Raw genomic sequence first — 12,684 nt, 5'->3', positions numbered from 1 at the left:
GTGTGACTGGCCGTTGCGACAGGGGGTTCTGGGATCTGGGGGGATCTTTTTGCTGACGTCTGTCTTCATAGCCGTCGTCTCGCTGGCCTTGTTCTGGATGGCGGCTTTCACCCTGTGGTGGCAGATGCACGCGTGGCGTACGCCCGAGGTGCTCGCCTCCACCCGGTTCCGCAGTCCGGACGGCGGCGGGCATCTGTCGTTCTCACTGCTGCTTCCCGCACGGCACGAGCAGGCCGTGCTGGACCACACCATCCAGCGGCTGCTGGAGTCCAGCCACACCGACTTCGAGATCATCGTCATCGTCGGGCACGACGACCCCGAGACCACGGCCGTGGCCGAGCGCGCCGCCGCGCGCGACCGGCGCGTCCGGGTCGTCGTCGACACCCACGAGAAGAAGAACAAGCCGAAGGCCATGAACACCGCGCTGCCGCACTGCCGCGGCGACGTCGTCGGGGTCTTCGACGCCGAGGACCAGGTCCACCCGGAGCTCCTCGCCCACGTCGACCACGCCTTCCGCAGCACCCGGGCGGACGTGGTCCAGGGCGGCGTCCAGCTGATCAACTTCCACTCCAGCTGGTACAGCCTGCGCAACTGCCTCGAGTACTTCTTCTGGTTCCGCTCCCGGCTGCACCTGCATGCGCAGAAAGGGTTCATCCCGCTCGGCGGCAACACCGTCTTCGTCCGCACCGACGTCCTGCGCGAGGCCGGCGGCTGGGACCCCGACTGCCTTGCCGAGGACTGCGACCTGGGCGTACGGCTGTCCAGCGTCGGCAAGAAGGTCGTCGTCGCCTACGACTCCGACATGGTGACCCGGGAGGAGACCCCGGGCAGCCTCATGTCCCTGCTGAAGCAGCGCACCCGCTGGAACCAGGGCTTCCTCCAGGTCTACCGGAAGAAGGACTGGAAGCAACTGCCGACCCTCGGCCAGCGGCTGCTCGCCCGCTACACCCTGATGACACCGTTCATGCAGGCCTTCACCGGCGTGATCATCCCGCTCAACATCGCGATCGCGCTCTTCCTCGACGTCCCGGTCTCCATCGCCTTCATCACCTTCCTGCCGGCCGTCACCGCGCTGGTGACCTTCGTCTTCGAGGTCGTGGGCCTGCACGACTTCGGCAAGCAGTACGGGCTTCGCGTCCGCTTCGTGCACTACCTGAAACTCATCGTCGGCGGCCCCTTCTACCAGGTGCTCCTCGCCGGCGCCGCGGTCCGTGCCGTCTGGCGCGAGCAGCGCGGCCGCAACGACTGGGAGCTCACCACCCACGTCGGCGCACACCTCGACCAGTCCGAAGCGACCCGAGAGGACGTCCCCGCGTGACCTCCACCCTTTCCGCGGTGACCACCCCCAAGGTTCCCGCGCAGCGGCAGCCTGCGCCTGACACCGGTTCGACCGGCCGGCCGGAGCCGCCGAAGCGGCTGCGCTCCTCCCGCCCCGACCTCGTCCTGTGCGGGGTCCTCCTCGTCGCGATCCTCGTCGTGCAGGGCTGGAACATCGCCGACTACCCGACCCTCAGCGACGACGAGGGCACCTACCTCGCCCAGGCCTGGGCCGTCCAGGAGGGCCGGGGCCTGGCCCACTACACCTACTGGTACGACCATCCGCCCCTGGGCTGGATACAGATCGCCCTGCTCACCTGGATACCGTCGCTGATCAGCCCCGAGTCGATGACCGTGGGCTCGATGCGCGCCGCCATGCTGGTGATCAGCGGCATCAGCGCGGTCCTCGTCTACGTCCTGGGCCGCCGCCTGGCCCTGCCGCGCTGGGCCGCCGGGCTCGCCATGGCCCTGTTCGGCCTCTCGCCGCTGTCGGTCATCCTCCAGCGGGAGATCTTCCTCGACAACCTCGCGGTGATGTGGACGCTGCTGGCGTTCACCCTCGCCGCCTCCCCGAGCCGCCACCTCTGGCACCACTTCGGCGCGGGCATCGCGGCCGCGACGGCCGTCCTCACCAAGGAGACGATGCTCCTCGTCCTGCCCGCGGTCCTGTTCACCATGTGGCGGCACAGCCACCGCGACACCCGCAAGTTCGCCGTCACCGGTGCCATCACGGCCTGCGCCCTGATCGGCTTCTCCTACCCGCTGTTCGCCCTGCTCAAGGGAGAACTGCTGCCCGGCAGCGGACACGTCTCCCTCTGGGACGGCGTCAAGTACCAGATGACCAGACCCGGTTCGGGCTTCATCCTCGACCAGGGCTCGGGCTCCCACGGCGTCCTGCAATCGTGGCTGTACTACGACCGCGTCCTGCCCCTCGGCGGCCTGGCCGGCGCCCTGCTGCTGCTCGTCGTCCGCCGCTGGTCGGTCACCGCCCGCGCCCTGGCCGGACCCGCCCTCGCGGTGGCGATCCTCGCCGTGCTGGCCCTGCGCCCCAACGGCTACCTGCCCGCCATGTACGTCATCCAGGCGCTGCCCTTCCTCGCCCTCGTCCTGGCCGGAGGCACCGCGAGCATCGCCCACGCCGTGGTGCGCAGAGGACGGCTCCCCGACGAGCGGCGGTGGAAGACCCGCGGCCGGTACACCCTCGCCGCGGTCCTCGCCCTCGCCGCCGGCGCCTACGTCGTACCCCGCTGGTACGACGGCATCCACACCGCCGTCACCGCCGACGCCAACGCCCCCTATCAGGCCGCCTCCAACTGGCTGGCGACAGAAGTGGAGAAGCCCGAGGACACGCGGGTACTCGTCGACGACGCGCTCTGGCTGGACCTGGTGCACGCGGGGTACCGGCCCGGCACCGGCGTCATCTGGTTCTACAAGGCCGACCTGGACCCGGCGGTGACGAAGACGATGCCGCGCGGCTGGCGCGACCTCGACTACGTCGTCGCCTCACCGACCGTACGGCGCGACGCGGCCGACCTGCCCAACGTGCAGGCGGCCATCGACCACTCGGCACCGGTCGCCGTCTTCGGCAAGGGCGAGGACCGCATCGAGATCCGGCAGATCCAGCCGGCGGGAGGCGCCCGATGAGCCAGGAGCACACCGCACCGGTACCCGAGCTGACGGAAACCGAGGTCCTCCCCGAGCCCGCGGCCGTCACCATCGTCGTACCGACCTTCAACGAGTCCGAGAACATACGGGAGTTGCTGCACCAGATCACCGAGTCGGTGCCCGCGCGGCTGCCCTGCGAGGTCGTCTTCGTGGACGACTCCACCGACGACACCCCCGCGGTGATCGACGAGGCCGCCAAGGACTGCCCCTTCCCGGTCACCGTGCTGCACCGGGACGAGCCCGTCGGCGGGCTCGGCGGAGCGGTCGTCGAGGGCATCCGGGCGGCCGGCTCCGACTGGGTCGTCGTCATGGACGGCGACTGCCAGCATCCGCCCTCGCTGGTACCGGAGTTGGTCGCCACCGGCGAACACGCGGGCGCGGGACTGGTCGTCGCCTCCCGCTACATCAAGGGCGGCAGCCGCGCCGGACTCGCGGGCGGCTACCGGATCGCCGTCTCGCGCGCCGCGACCTGGCTCACCAAGAGCCTCTTCCCGCGCCGGCTGCACGGCATCAGCGACCCGATGAGCGGCTTCTTCGCCGTCCGGCGCAGCTCGGTCACCGCCGACGAACTCAAGCCGCTCGGCTACAAGATCCTCCTGGAGCTGGCCGTCCGTGACCGTCCCCGTACGGTCACCGAGGTGCCGTTCGTCTTCCAGGAGCGGTACGCCGGCGAGTCCAAGTCCACCGCGCAGGAAGGGCGGCGCTTCCTGCGGCACCTCGCCGGGCTGCGCACCGCCGACCCGCTCTCCCGGATGGTGCTGTTCGGGCTGATCGGCCTGACCGGCTTCGTGCCGAACCTCGCCGCGCTGTGGGCGATGACCGAGGCCGGGCTGCACTACCTGCCCGCGGAGATCGTCGCCAACCAGTTCGGCGTGGCCTGGAACTTCCTGCTCATCGAGAAATTCCTCTTCCGCGACCGGCGCCGGCACCGGCACTGGGCCGACCGCACGGCCCGGTTCGCGCTGCTCGCCAACGCCGACCTGGTGCTGCGGATCCCCCTGATCGCCCTGCTGGTCTCCCACTTCGGACTGGCAGTGCTGCCCGCCACGGCGCTGGCCCTGGTCATCACGTTCGTCCTGCGCTTCGTCGGAACGGAAGCGCTGGTGTATCTCCCTCGCAGAAAGAGCCGCACCGCATGACACACCGACGCAGAACGGCCCTGCTGGCGGTAGGCACCCTCACCGCCGGTCTCCTCCTCGCCGCACCCCAGTCCGCCTCCGCCGCCAACCTCATCAAGAACCCCGGCTTCGAGACCGCGGGCACCGGGGACATGCCGGCCTGCTGGTCGAAATCGGGCTGGGGCGACAACGACTTCACCTTCACCACGACCTCCGACGCCCACTCCGGCTCCAAGGCCATGAAGGTCGAGCTGACCCGCCGGGCCGAGGGCGACCGCAAGGCGCTGATCACCGAGTCCACCGAGTGCGCGCCGCTGGTCACGCCGGGCAAGCAGTACGACCTGGGCCTGTGGTACAAGACGACCACGCCGGACGCCGCGATCACCCTGTTCCGGCACGACACCACGGCCGGCTGGCAGTACTGGACCGACCTCAAGACACTGGACATGGCCGGGAGCTGGACCGAGGCCACGGTCCGCACACCGGAGGTCCCGGCCGGCACCGACCGCATCAGCTGGGGCGTCTCCGTCTACGGCACCGGCTCGGCGACCACCGACGACTACACGATGGACCAGGTCCCCGACGTCACCCCGCCGCCGGACTGCACGGGCACCGCCGAGGAGTGCGCCAACGGCCGCTGGGACGTGCTGCCCGTCCAGAACCCGGTGCGCTCGATGCACTCCGTCGTCCTGCACAACGGCAAGGTGCTGCTGATCGCCGGCTCCGGCAACAGCGAGGAGATGTTCGAGGCGGGCACCTTCACCTCCGCCGTCTACGACCCGCAGAACGGCAGCTACAAGGTCATCCCCACCCCGGACGACATGTTCTGCGCCGGCCACGTCCAGCTCCAGGACGGGCGGGTGCTGGTGATGAGCGGCAACAAGGGCTATCCGTCGGCCGACGGCACGATCGGCTACCAGGGCTACAAGGACTCGTACATCTTCGACCCGGAGACCGAGACCTACACCAGGACCAACGACATGAACGACGGCCACTGGTACCCGTCGGCGACGATCCTCGGCAACGGTGACGTCATCTCCTTCGGCGGACTGAAGGAGGACTCCACCGGCTCGGTGACCGCGGAGATCTTCTCCGAGGCCGAGCAGCAGTGGCAGCCGCTGTGGAAGGTCAACCAGACCTGGTCGTACTGGGGCCTGTACCCGTCGATGATCCTCATGCAGGACGGCCGCCTCTTCTACTCCGGCAGCCATGTCTTCGGCAACAACATCCCCGGCACCGGCTCGGCGATCTACGACTACGACGCCAACACCATCACCCAGGTGCCCGGCCTGCAGAACAAGGACGAGCGCGACCAGTCGGCGAGCGTGCTGCTGCCCCCGGCGCAGGACCAGAAGGTCCTCACCCTCGGCGGCGGCAACATCGACACCAACCCGGACGCCAACCGGCTGACCGACATCATCGACCTCAAGCAGCCCGACCCGTCCTACGTGGCCGGGCCGCCGATCCCGCAGGGCACCGTCGACTTCGGCAACGGGCGCGTGGCGCAGACCGGCGACCAGGGCAAGATGTACGTCTCCGCGGTGCTGCTGCCGGACGGCAAGGTGCTGGAGACGGGCGGCGCCCTGCACAACCGCGCCAACCCGGTCTTCGAGACGTCGATCTTCGACCCGGAGACGGAGACCTTCGACCCGGTGGCGGTCGACCCGGAGGCCCGCGGCTACCACGCCTCGGCGTTCCTGCTCCCCGACGGCCGGGTGATGACCACCGGCGACAACCCGGGCAACGGCTCCTGGAACCACAACGTGTCGGTCTACACCCCGCCCTACCTCTTCAAGGGCGAGCGGCCGACGATCACTTCGGTGATCGACACCGAGTGGAACTACGGCGACACCCAGCGGATCACCGTGGACCGGCCCGTCGCCAAGGCGGAGTTGATCCGTCCGGCGGCGGTGACGCACTCCTCCGACCCGAACCAGCGCTTCGTCGACCTGCCGCTGAGCGTGGACGGCAACAACGTCGACCTGAACGTGACGAGCAACCCCAACCTGGCCCCGCCCGGCTGGTACATGCTCTTCGCGGTCGACGCCAACGGCGTGCCGTCGGTGGCGAAGTGGGTGCACCTCCAGGGTCCCTCGGCGCTGAAGGCGAAGGACGCCTCGGCGCATGTCCACTCCTTCGCGGACGACCTGTCCGGCAAGGTGAAGGGGCCGGGCAAGAAGCGGTCCGCGCAGGCCGTCAGCCCGACCGTCTCCGGCTGCGACCGGCACTACGGCTCCGCCAACGTCTGCGTGCCGACCGACTTCCCGCCGACCGTGAAGGCCACGACCAAGGCCCGCTGCGACTGGCTCAAGGCCAACGACTACGGCCGTCTGAAGCTCAACGGCAAGGACGACCCGCTGCGTCTTGACCTCAACAAGGACGGGATCGCCTGCGGAAAGAAGGACCTGAAGCGGCGCTGAGCGCTCCGCTGGGAGTGCCGTGATGCGTCGTCGTTCGCCTGCGGACGCGTCGTGGCCGGTCGCGCAGTTCCCCGCGCCCCTTTGGGGGCGCGGCCGTGGCTCAGAGGTCGCGGTAGACGTCGCGACGGTGAGCGACCGTGAGCACCCATACGACGAGCTGCCCGTGTTCGATCGTGTATACGGCGCGGTAGTCCCCGATCCGCAGACGCCACCGGGACTCGTGCCCCTGGAGTGCCTTGATGTCGAAGGCGGAGGTGTCGTTCGCGTCCAGGGCCCTCTGGAACTCGGTGAGGCGGTGCAGGATCCGGAGGGCGTCCGGGCGGGGGATCTTGAGCATGTCCCGCTGGGCGTGCGGTGTGAAGCGCGTGACGTATCCCATGGGTGCTCAGGTGCGGCGGTCGCGGATCGCGGCGGCCATCTCTTCCAGGGTGAGGGAGCCTTCGAGCCCTTCGGACTCGGCGTCGTCGGCCAGCCGGTTCAGCCAGGCGTCCTCGGCGCGCTCCGCGAGCTCGCGCAGGCGCCGGTACTCGTCGATGTCCAGCACCACGGCCTCCTGCCTGCCACGCCGAGTGATGATCGTGGGGACGTCGTCCCTGTGGGCGCGGTCTATGACGTCGGCCAGGTGCCTGCGGACATCGGCCATTGGGGCGATCACGGGCTCACTCATGTAACGAATGTAGCAGATGTACATCTGCTGCTGTCGGGTGCCGGGTTCAGCGGATTTCGGTGGGGAGGCCGTCCTTCAGGACGTCCAGGGCGCGGTCGACCATGGCGCCGAGGTCGTCCTGGAAGTCGTTCTCGGCCCAGGCCATGTTGACCTCCACCAGGCCGCCGACGAGCGCCATGGCGTAGACGCGCACTTCGAGGCTGTCCGGGGCCAGGCCGGAGCGTTCGGCGAGGGCCGCACGGAGGAGGCGGCCGGTTTCCGACATGCTCTCGACCATGCGGGAGCGGACGGCGGGGACGTGAAGCGCGAGGTGGGCCCGTACCCGGATCGCCTCGGGGTCCTCCGCCATCATCGCGTCGATGGCCTGGTGCATGACGTACCGCACTGAGTCCAGCCACGGCTCTTCGGCGGGCCGGGTGCGCAGCACCTCCAGCATCATCGGGTCGTACTCGTCCGTGAGGACGATGTCCTCCTTGGTCGGGAAGTAACGGAAGACCGTGGACGGCGACACCTCGGCGCGCTCGGCGATCTGCTCGATGGTGGTGGCGTCGTAGCCCTGTTCCTTGATCAGGGAGTAGGTCGCCGTGCGGATCGCCGTCCGGGTCTTGATCTTCTTCCGCTCGCGGAGCCCCAGCGGGGGGACGTCCGTGGCGGAGGAGGTGCGTGCGGGCGTCATGGGGGTCATTGTCGGGCATCGGCCTTGGCGGAGACCATTTCCGTCCCGTCCTCCCGTGCTTCCTCGGAGTCGGTGAGGAACACCGCCGCCAGCAGCGCGGCGACCAGGGAGGCGACCGAGCAGACCAGCAGGACCACGCCCATGCCGTGGACGTAGGCGCTGTTCGCGGAGGCCACCAGGTCGGCGGCGCCGGTCCGTTCGGCGACGAGGTGGGCGGCGACGACGGACTCCCCGGCGGTGTCGGCGGCCTGCGCGGGCAGCCCGGTGACGTCGAGCCGGTCCCGGAAGGCGCCGGCCAGCAGGCTGCCGAGCAGGGCGATGCCGATCGCGCCGCCGACCTGGCGCAGGGTCATCAGCAGCCCCGAGCCGCTGCCGGCGCGGTCGCGGGGCAGGGCGCCCAGCGCGCTGTTCATGGCCGGGATGAGCGACAAGCCGAAACCGAGGCCGGTGACGGAGAGCCACAGTGCGGTGAAGCCGTAGCCGGAGCCGCTCGTCGTACGGCTGCCGAGGAGGGCGGCGAAGGCCAGCACCACCAGGCCGGCGCTGACCGTGGCCCGTGCCCCGAAGCGCTCGACGACCTTCGGGGCGAGCCGGGCGGCGACCAGCAGGCCGCCCATCATCGGCAGCAGCCGTACGCCGGTGCCGAGGGCGTCGTGGCCGAGGACGGCCTGGAGGTAGGGCGGCAGCACGAACAGCAGACCGGACAGGACGAACATGACCAGGGTCGCGGCGATCGCGTTGAACAGGAAGCCACGGTGGGCGAGCAGCGTCATGTCGAGCATGGGACGCTCCGACCGCCGCTCGCGCAGCACCAGCGCGGTGATCAGGACGACGGCCGCCGCGAGCATGCCGAGGATCAGCGGGTCGGCCCAGCCGCGGACCGGGGCCTCGATGATCGCGTAGACGAGCGCGCCGAGGCCGCTCGCGGTGAGCGCGGTGGAGAAGGCGTCGACCTTGGGGGAGGCCGGGTCGCGGGTCTCGGGGAGCAGGAAGAGGCAGGCGGTGATGCCGAGGGCGGCCATGGGCACGTTGACCAGGAAGACCGAACCCCACCAGAAGTGGTTGAGCAGCCAGCCGCCGATGATCGGGCCGAGCGGCAGGCCGAGGGCGGAGGCGGCGGACATGATGCCGACCGCCTTGGAGCGCTCCTCGGGGGCGAAGAGCGCGGGCAGGACGGACAGGGCGAGCGGGGTGATCAGTGCGGCGCCGACGCCCATGACCGCGCGGGCCGCGATCACCGCGTTCGTGTCGTCGGCCAGCGCGCCGACGCCGGAGCCGACGAGGAAGATCGCCAGCCCGAGGATCAGCATTCGCCGCCGCCCGAAGCGGTCGCCGAGCAGTCCGGCGGGGAGCATCAGCGCGGCGAAGACGACGACATAGGCGTCCGCCATCCATTGCAGCTCGCCGGTGGTGGCGCCCAGTTCGGCGGCCATGGTCGGCAGTGCCACGTTGAGGATCGTCGTGTCGAAGCCGAGGGTCAGCATGCTCGCGACCAGGGCGGCCAGGGCCCACCAGCGGCGAGGATCCGGTGAAGCGGAAGTAGCCATGAAATGAGAGTAACTCTCAAAATGTAGTGACTGTCAATCGATGGCGCGAGGAAAGCCCGACGAGTGCGCGAAAGCCGCCGGGTGCGTGGACGGTCGGCGGGTGCGTGGACGGTCGGCGGGTGTGCGGAGGGGCGGCAGGCGCGCGGAGGGCTGGCGGGTGTGCGGAGGGTCGGCGGGCGTGTGGAGGGGTGGCGGGCGTGTGGAGGGTCGGCGGGTGTGCGGAGGGGTGGCGGGCGTGTGGAGGGTCGGCGGGTGTGCGGAGGGGTGGCGGGCGCGTGGACGGTCGGCGGGTGTGCGGAGAGGCGGCGGGCGCGCGGAGAGGCGGCGGGTGCCCGGAGCGGCGGCGCGGGCGCGCGAAAAAGGGGCCCCGGCTCGGAAGCCGTGGCCCCTGCGGGAGCGGGAGGCGTTACGCGTGCTGGTACGCCACCAGCGAGATCCCCACGTAGTGCACCACGAAGGCGGCCAGCGTGAAGGAGTGGAAGACCTCGTGGAAGCCGAACCAGCGCGGGGAGGGGTTCGGGCGCTTGATGCCGTAGATCACGCCGCCCGCGCTGTACAGGACCCCGCCGACGATCACCAGGACGAGGACCGCGATGCCGCCCGCGCGCATGAAGTCGGGCAGGAAGAAGACCGCCGCCCAGCCCATCGCGATGTAGCAGGGGGTGTAGAGCCAGCGCGGGGCGCCGACCCAGAAGACCCGGAAGACGATCCCGGCGGCCGCGGCGCCCCAGATGCCCCACAGTAGCCACTGGCCCTTGGCGCCCGGCAGGAGCAGCAGGGTGAGCGGGGTGTAGGTGCCCGCGATGATCAGGAAGATGTTGGCGTGGTCGAGCCGGCGCAGGATGCCGTCCATGCGTGGGCTCCAATTGCCCCGGTGGTACAGCGCGCTCACGCCGAACAGCAGGCACGCCGTCAGGGCGTAGATCCCGCAGGCCATGCGGCCGCGCGAGGAGTCGGCGAGGGCGGTGAGCACCAGGCCGGCGATCAGTGCGGCCGGGAACATGCCCAGGTGCAGCCAGCCGCGGAGCTTGGGCTTGATCGGATGCGAAAGGTTGAGCGCGACGGGACCGCGGCCGGCGGCCGGCGAGTCCATGGGCGCGTCGGAGGCGGACACAGTCATGCACTGCATCGTACCTACGGAACCGTAAGTTACGCATCAGTCCGACGGCGGTGGTGGCCATCATCTCACGGCAGTTGAAGCCCGGATGGCCGTTCGTGGACGCGGACGTGTCCGGCCTCACGTCCGCTCACCTGTGATGCCCTCTGGACATATGGGCGCTCTCGTCGGATGATCAAATGAGTGCGGTCGGCACCGGATGAGCGTCAGGTATCCCTCTGGCGGGCACCCGGGTCGCAGCCCCCACGGGGCCTCCAACCAAAAATCCCTCACCTAGGAGCAATCGTGGCGCGCGACAACGCGGCTCCCTCCGTCGTTCCCACCAACCATCAGGAACTGATCTCGTGGGTGAACGAGATCGCCGAACTGACCCAGCCGGACAGTGTGGTCTGGTGCGACGGTTCCGAGGCCGAGTACGAGCGCCTGTGCGGGGAGCTCGTCTCGAAGGGCACGTTCAAGAAGCTCGACCCGATCAAGCGCCCCAACTCCTACTACGCGGCCTCCGACCCGACCGACGTCGCGCGCGTCGAGGACCGGACCTTCATCTGCTCCGAGAAGGAGGAGGACGCCGGCCCCACCAACCACTGGAAGGCCCCCGCCGAGATGCGGGAGATCTTCACCGGCGAGCAGGGCGTCTTCCGCGGCTCGATGAAGGGCCGGACGATGTACGTCGTCCCGTTCTGCATGGGCCCCCTCGGCTCGGACCTCTCCGCGATCGGCGTCGAGATCACCGACTCCGCCTACGTCGCCGTCTCCATGCGCACGATGACCCGCATGGGGCAGCCGGTCCTGGACGAGCTCGGCTCCGACGGCTTCTTCGTGAAGGCCGTGCACACCCTCGGGGCGCCGCTGGAGGAAGGCCAGGAGGACGTCCCCTGGCCCTGCAACTCCACCAAGTACATCTCGCACTTCCCCGAGAGCCGCGAGATCTGGTCCTACGGCTCCGGCTACGGCGGCAACGCCCTGCTCGGCAAGAAGTGCTACGCCCTGCGCATCGCCTCCGTCATGGCCCGCGACGAGGGCTGGCTGGCCGAGCACATGCTGATCCTCAAGCTCACGCCTCCGCAAGGGGAGTCCAAGTACGTCGCCGCCGCCTTCCCGTCCGCCTGCGGCAAGACCAACCTCGCCATGCTGGAGCCCACGATCTCCGGCTGGACGGTCGAGACGATCGGCGACGACATCGCCTGGATGCGGTTCGGCGAGGACGGCCGTCTGTACGCCATCAACCCCGAGGCCGGCTTCTTCGGCGTCGCGCCCGGCACCGGTGAGCACACCAACGCCAACGCGATGAAGACGCTGTGGGGCAACTCCGTCTTCACCAACGTGGCGCTCACCGACGACGGCGACGTCTGGTGGGAGGGCATGACCGAGGAGACGCCCGCCCATCTGACCGACTGGAAGGGCAACGACTGGACGCCCGCCTCCGAGACGCCCGCCGCCCACCCCAACGCCCGCTTCACCACCCCCGCCGCCCAGTGCCCGATCATCGCGCCCGAGTGGGAGGACCCCAAGGGTGTGCCGATCTCCGCGATCCTCTTCGGCGGGCGCCGCGCCAGCGCCGTACCGCTGGTGACGGAGTCCTTCGACTGGAACCACGGCGTCTTCCTCGGCGCCAACGTCGCCTCCGAGAAGACCGCCGCCGCCGAGGGCAAGGTCGGCGAGCTGCGCCGCGACCCGTTCGCCATGCTGCCGTTCTGCGGCTACAACATGGGCGACTACATGGGCCACTGGATCGACGTCGCCAAGGACAAGGACCAGGCGAAGCTCCCGAAGATCTACTACGTCAACTGGTTCCGCAAGAACGACGAGGGCAAGTTCGTCTGGCCCGGCTTCGGCGAGAACTCCCGCGTCCTGAAGTGGATCGTGGAGCGCCTGGAGGGCAGGGCCGAGGGCGTCGAGACCCCCATCGGCATCCTGCCGACGAAGGACGCGCTCGACACCAAGGGCCTCGAACTGGCCGACAGCGACCTTGACTTCCTCCTCACAGTCGACAAGGAGGTCTGGCGCGAGGAGGCCGCGCTGGTCCCCGACCACCTCAACACCTTCGGCGACCACACCCCGAAGGAACTGTGGGACGAGTACCGCGCCCTGGTGCAGCGCCTGGGTTAGCCCCCGGCGAGTCCCCCACGTACCCCCGCGGCCGGCCGGGATGGGAGC

10 protein-coding genes are annotated in these 12,684 nt (G+C 69.8%); 5 read left to right on the top strand and 5 right to left on the bottom strand.

What is annotated here, in order from left to right; all coding sequences use genetic code 11:
• The first annotated feature begins 49 nt into the window (after window positions 1-49).
• Genes ICC28_RS31260 through ICC28_RS31245 form a run of 4 tightly spaced genes read left to right on the top strand, consistent with a single transcriptional unit; the run spans window position 50 to window position 6,520 of the window.
• Window positions 50-1,318, top strand: a complete 1,269-nt coding sequence (locus ICC28_RS31260; protein WP_188292128.1) for a glycosyltransferase — start codon at window positions 50-52, stop codon at window positions 1,316-1,318.
• Window positions 1,315-2,961 (top strand): ArnT family glycosyltransferase, encoded by a 1,647-nt coding sequence (locus ICC28_RS31255; RefSeq protein WP_188292127.1) that lies wholly within the window; start codon window positions 1,315-1,317, stop codon window positions 2,959-2,961. Before ICC28_RS31260 ends, ICC28_RS31255 begins: the two co-directional genes overlap by 4 nt.
• Window positions 2,958-4,121, top strand: a complete 1,164-nt coding sequence (locus ICC28_RS31250; RefSeq protein WP_188292126.1) for a glycosyltransferase — start codon at window positions 2,958-2,960, stop codon at window positions 4,119-4,121. The genes ICC28_RS31255 and ICC28_RS31250 overlap by 4 nt, the downstream gene beginning before the upstream one ends.
• Window positions 4,118-6,520: a galactose oxidase-like domain-containing protein gene (locus tag ICC28_RS31245; RefSeq protein WP_188292125.1), complete on the top strand. Its 2,403-nt coding sequence runs from the start codon at window positions 4,118-4,120 to the stop codon at window positions 6,518-6,520. The genes ICC28_RS31250 and ICC28_RS31245 overlap by 4 nt, the downstream gene beginning before the upstream one ends.
• Before the next feature lie 100 nt (window positions 6,521-6,620).
• On the opposite strand, the gene ICC28_RS31240 is transcribed toward ICC28_RS31245, so the two are convergent.
• From ICC28_RS31240 to trhA, 5 genes are all read right to left on the bottom strand, one after another.
• The gene (locus ICC28_RS31240) at window positions 6,621-6,899 is read right to left on the bottom strand and encodes a type II toxin-antitoxin system RelE family toxin (protein ID WP_188292124.1); all 279 of its coding nucleotides are present in this window, start codon (window positions 6,897-6,899) and stop codon (window positions 6,621-6,623) included.
• Window positions 6,900-6,905: 6 nt separating this feature from the next.
• Window positions 6,906-7,187 carry a type II toxin-antitoxin system Phd/YefM family antitoxin gene (locus tag ICC28_RS31235; protein WP_223189981.1) on the bottom strand — a complete coding sequence of 94 codons (282 nt, stop codon included), beginning with the start codon at window positions 7,185-7,187 and terminating at the stop codon, window positions 6,906-6,908.
• Window positions 7,188-7,233: 46 nt separating this feature from the next.
• Complete coding sequence (locus ICC28_RS31230; protein WP_188292123.1) at window positions 7,234-7,863, bottom strand: TetR/AcrR family transcriptional regulator; 630 nt, start codon at window positions 7,861-7,863, stop codon at window positions 7,234-7,236.
• 5 nt (window positions 7,864-7,868) lie between these two features.
• Window positions 7,869-9,410, bottom strand: a complete 1,542-nt coding sequence (locus tag ICC28_RS31225) for a DHA2 family efflux MFS transporter permease subunit (protein WP_188292122.1) — start codon at window positions 9,408-9,410, stop codon at window positions 7,869-7,871.
• Window positions 9,411-9,816: 406 nt separating this feature from the next.
• Entirely contained in the window at window positions 9,817-10,530 is a 714-nt protein-coding gene (trhA, locus tag ICC28_RS31220; RefSeq protein ID WP_188292121.1) for a PAQR family membrane homeostasis protein TrhA, read from the bottom strand.
• Between the two features lie 282 nt (window positions 10,531-10,812).
• Between trhA and ICC28_RS31215 the strand changes: the two genes are divergently transcribed.
• Entirely contained in the window at window positions 10,813-12,636 is a 1,824-nt protein-coding gene (locus ICC28_RS31215; protein ID WP_188292120.1) for a phosphoenolpyruvate carboxykinase (GTP), read from the top strand.
• Window positions 12,637-12,684 lie beyond the last annotated feature (48 nt).

It is taken from the genome of Streptomyces sp. TRM68416 (assembly GCF_014596915.1).
In the GTDB taxonomy this organism is placed as follows: Bacteria; Actinomycetota; Actinomycetes; order Streptomycetales; family Streptomycetaceae; genus Streptomyces.
Note: the sequence above shows the minus strand (reverse complement) of the source record. Positions and strands in the feature narration are given on the sequence as shown.

Coding starts and splice junctions, on each gene's coding strand:
- ICC28_RS31250 (WP_188292126.1), top strand. CDS start 2,958: ATGAGCCAGGAGCACACCGCACCGGTACCCGAGCTGACGGAAACCGAG.
- ICC28_RS31245 (WP_188292125.1), top strand. CDS start 4,118: ATGACACACCGACGCAGAACGGCCCTGCTGGCGGTAGGCACCCTCACC.
- ICC28_RS31240 (WP_188292124.1), bottom strand. CDS start 6,899: ATGGGATACGTCACGCGCTTCACACCGCACGCCCAGCGGGACATGCTC.
- ICC28_RS31235 (WP_223189981.1), bottom strand. CDS start 7,187: ATGAGTGAGCCCGTGATCGCCCCAATGGCCGATGTCCGCAGGCACCTG.
- ICC28_RS31230 (WP_188292123.1), bottom strand. CDS start 7,863: ATGACGCCCGCACGCACCTCCTCCGCCACGGACGTCCCCCCGCTGGGG.
- ICC28_RS31225 (WP_188292122.1), bottom strand. CDS start 9,410: ATGGCTACTTCCGCTTCACCGGATCCTCGCCGCTGGTGGGCCCTGGCC.
- trhA (WP_188292121.1), bottom strand. CDS start 10,530: ATGACTGTGTCCGCCTCCGACGCGCCCATGGACTCGCCGGCCGCCGGC.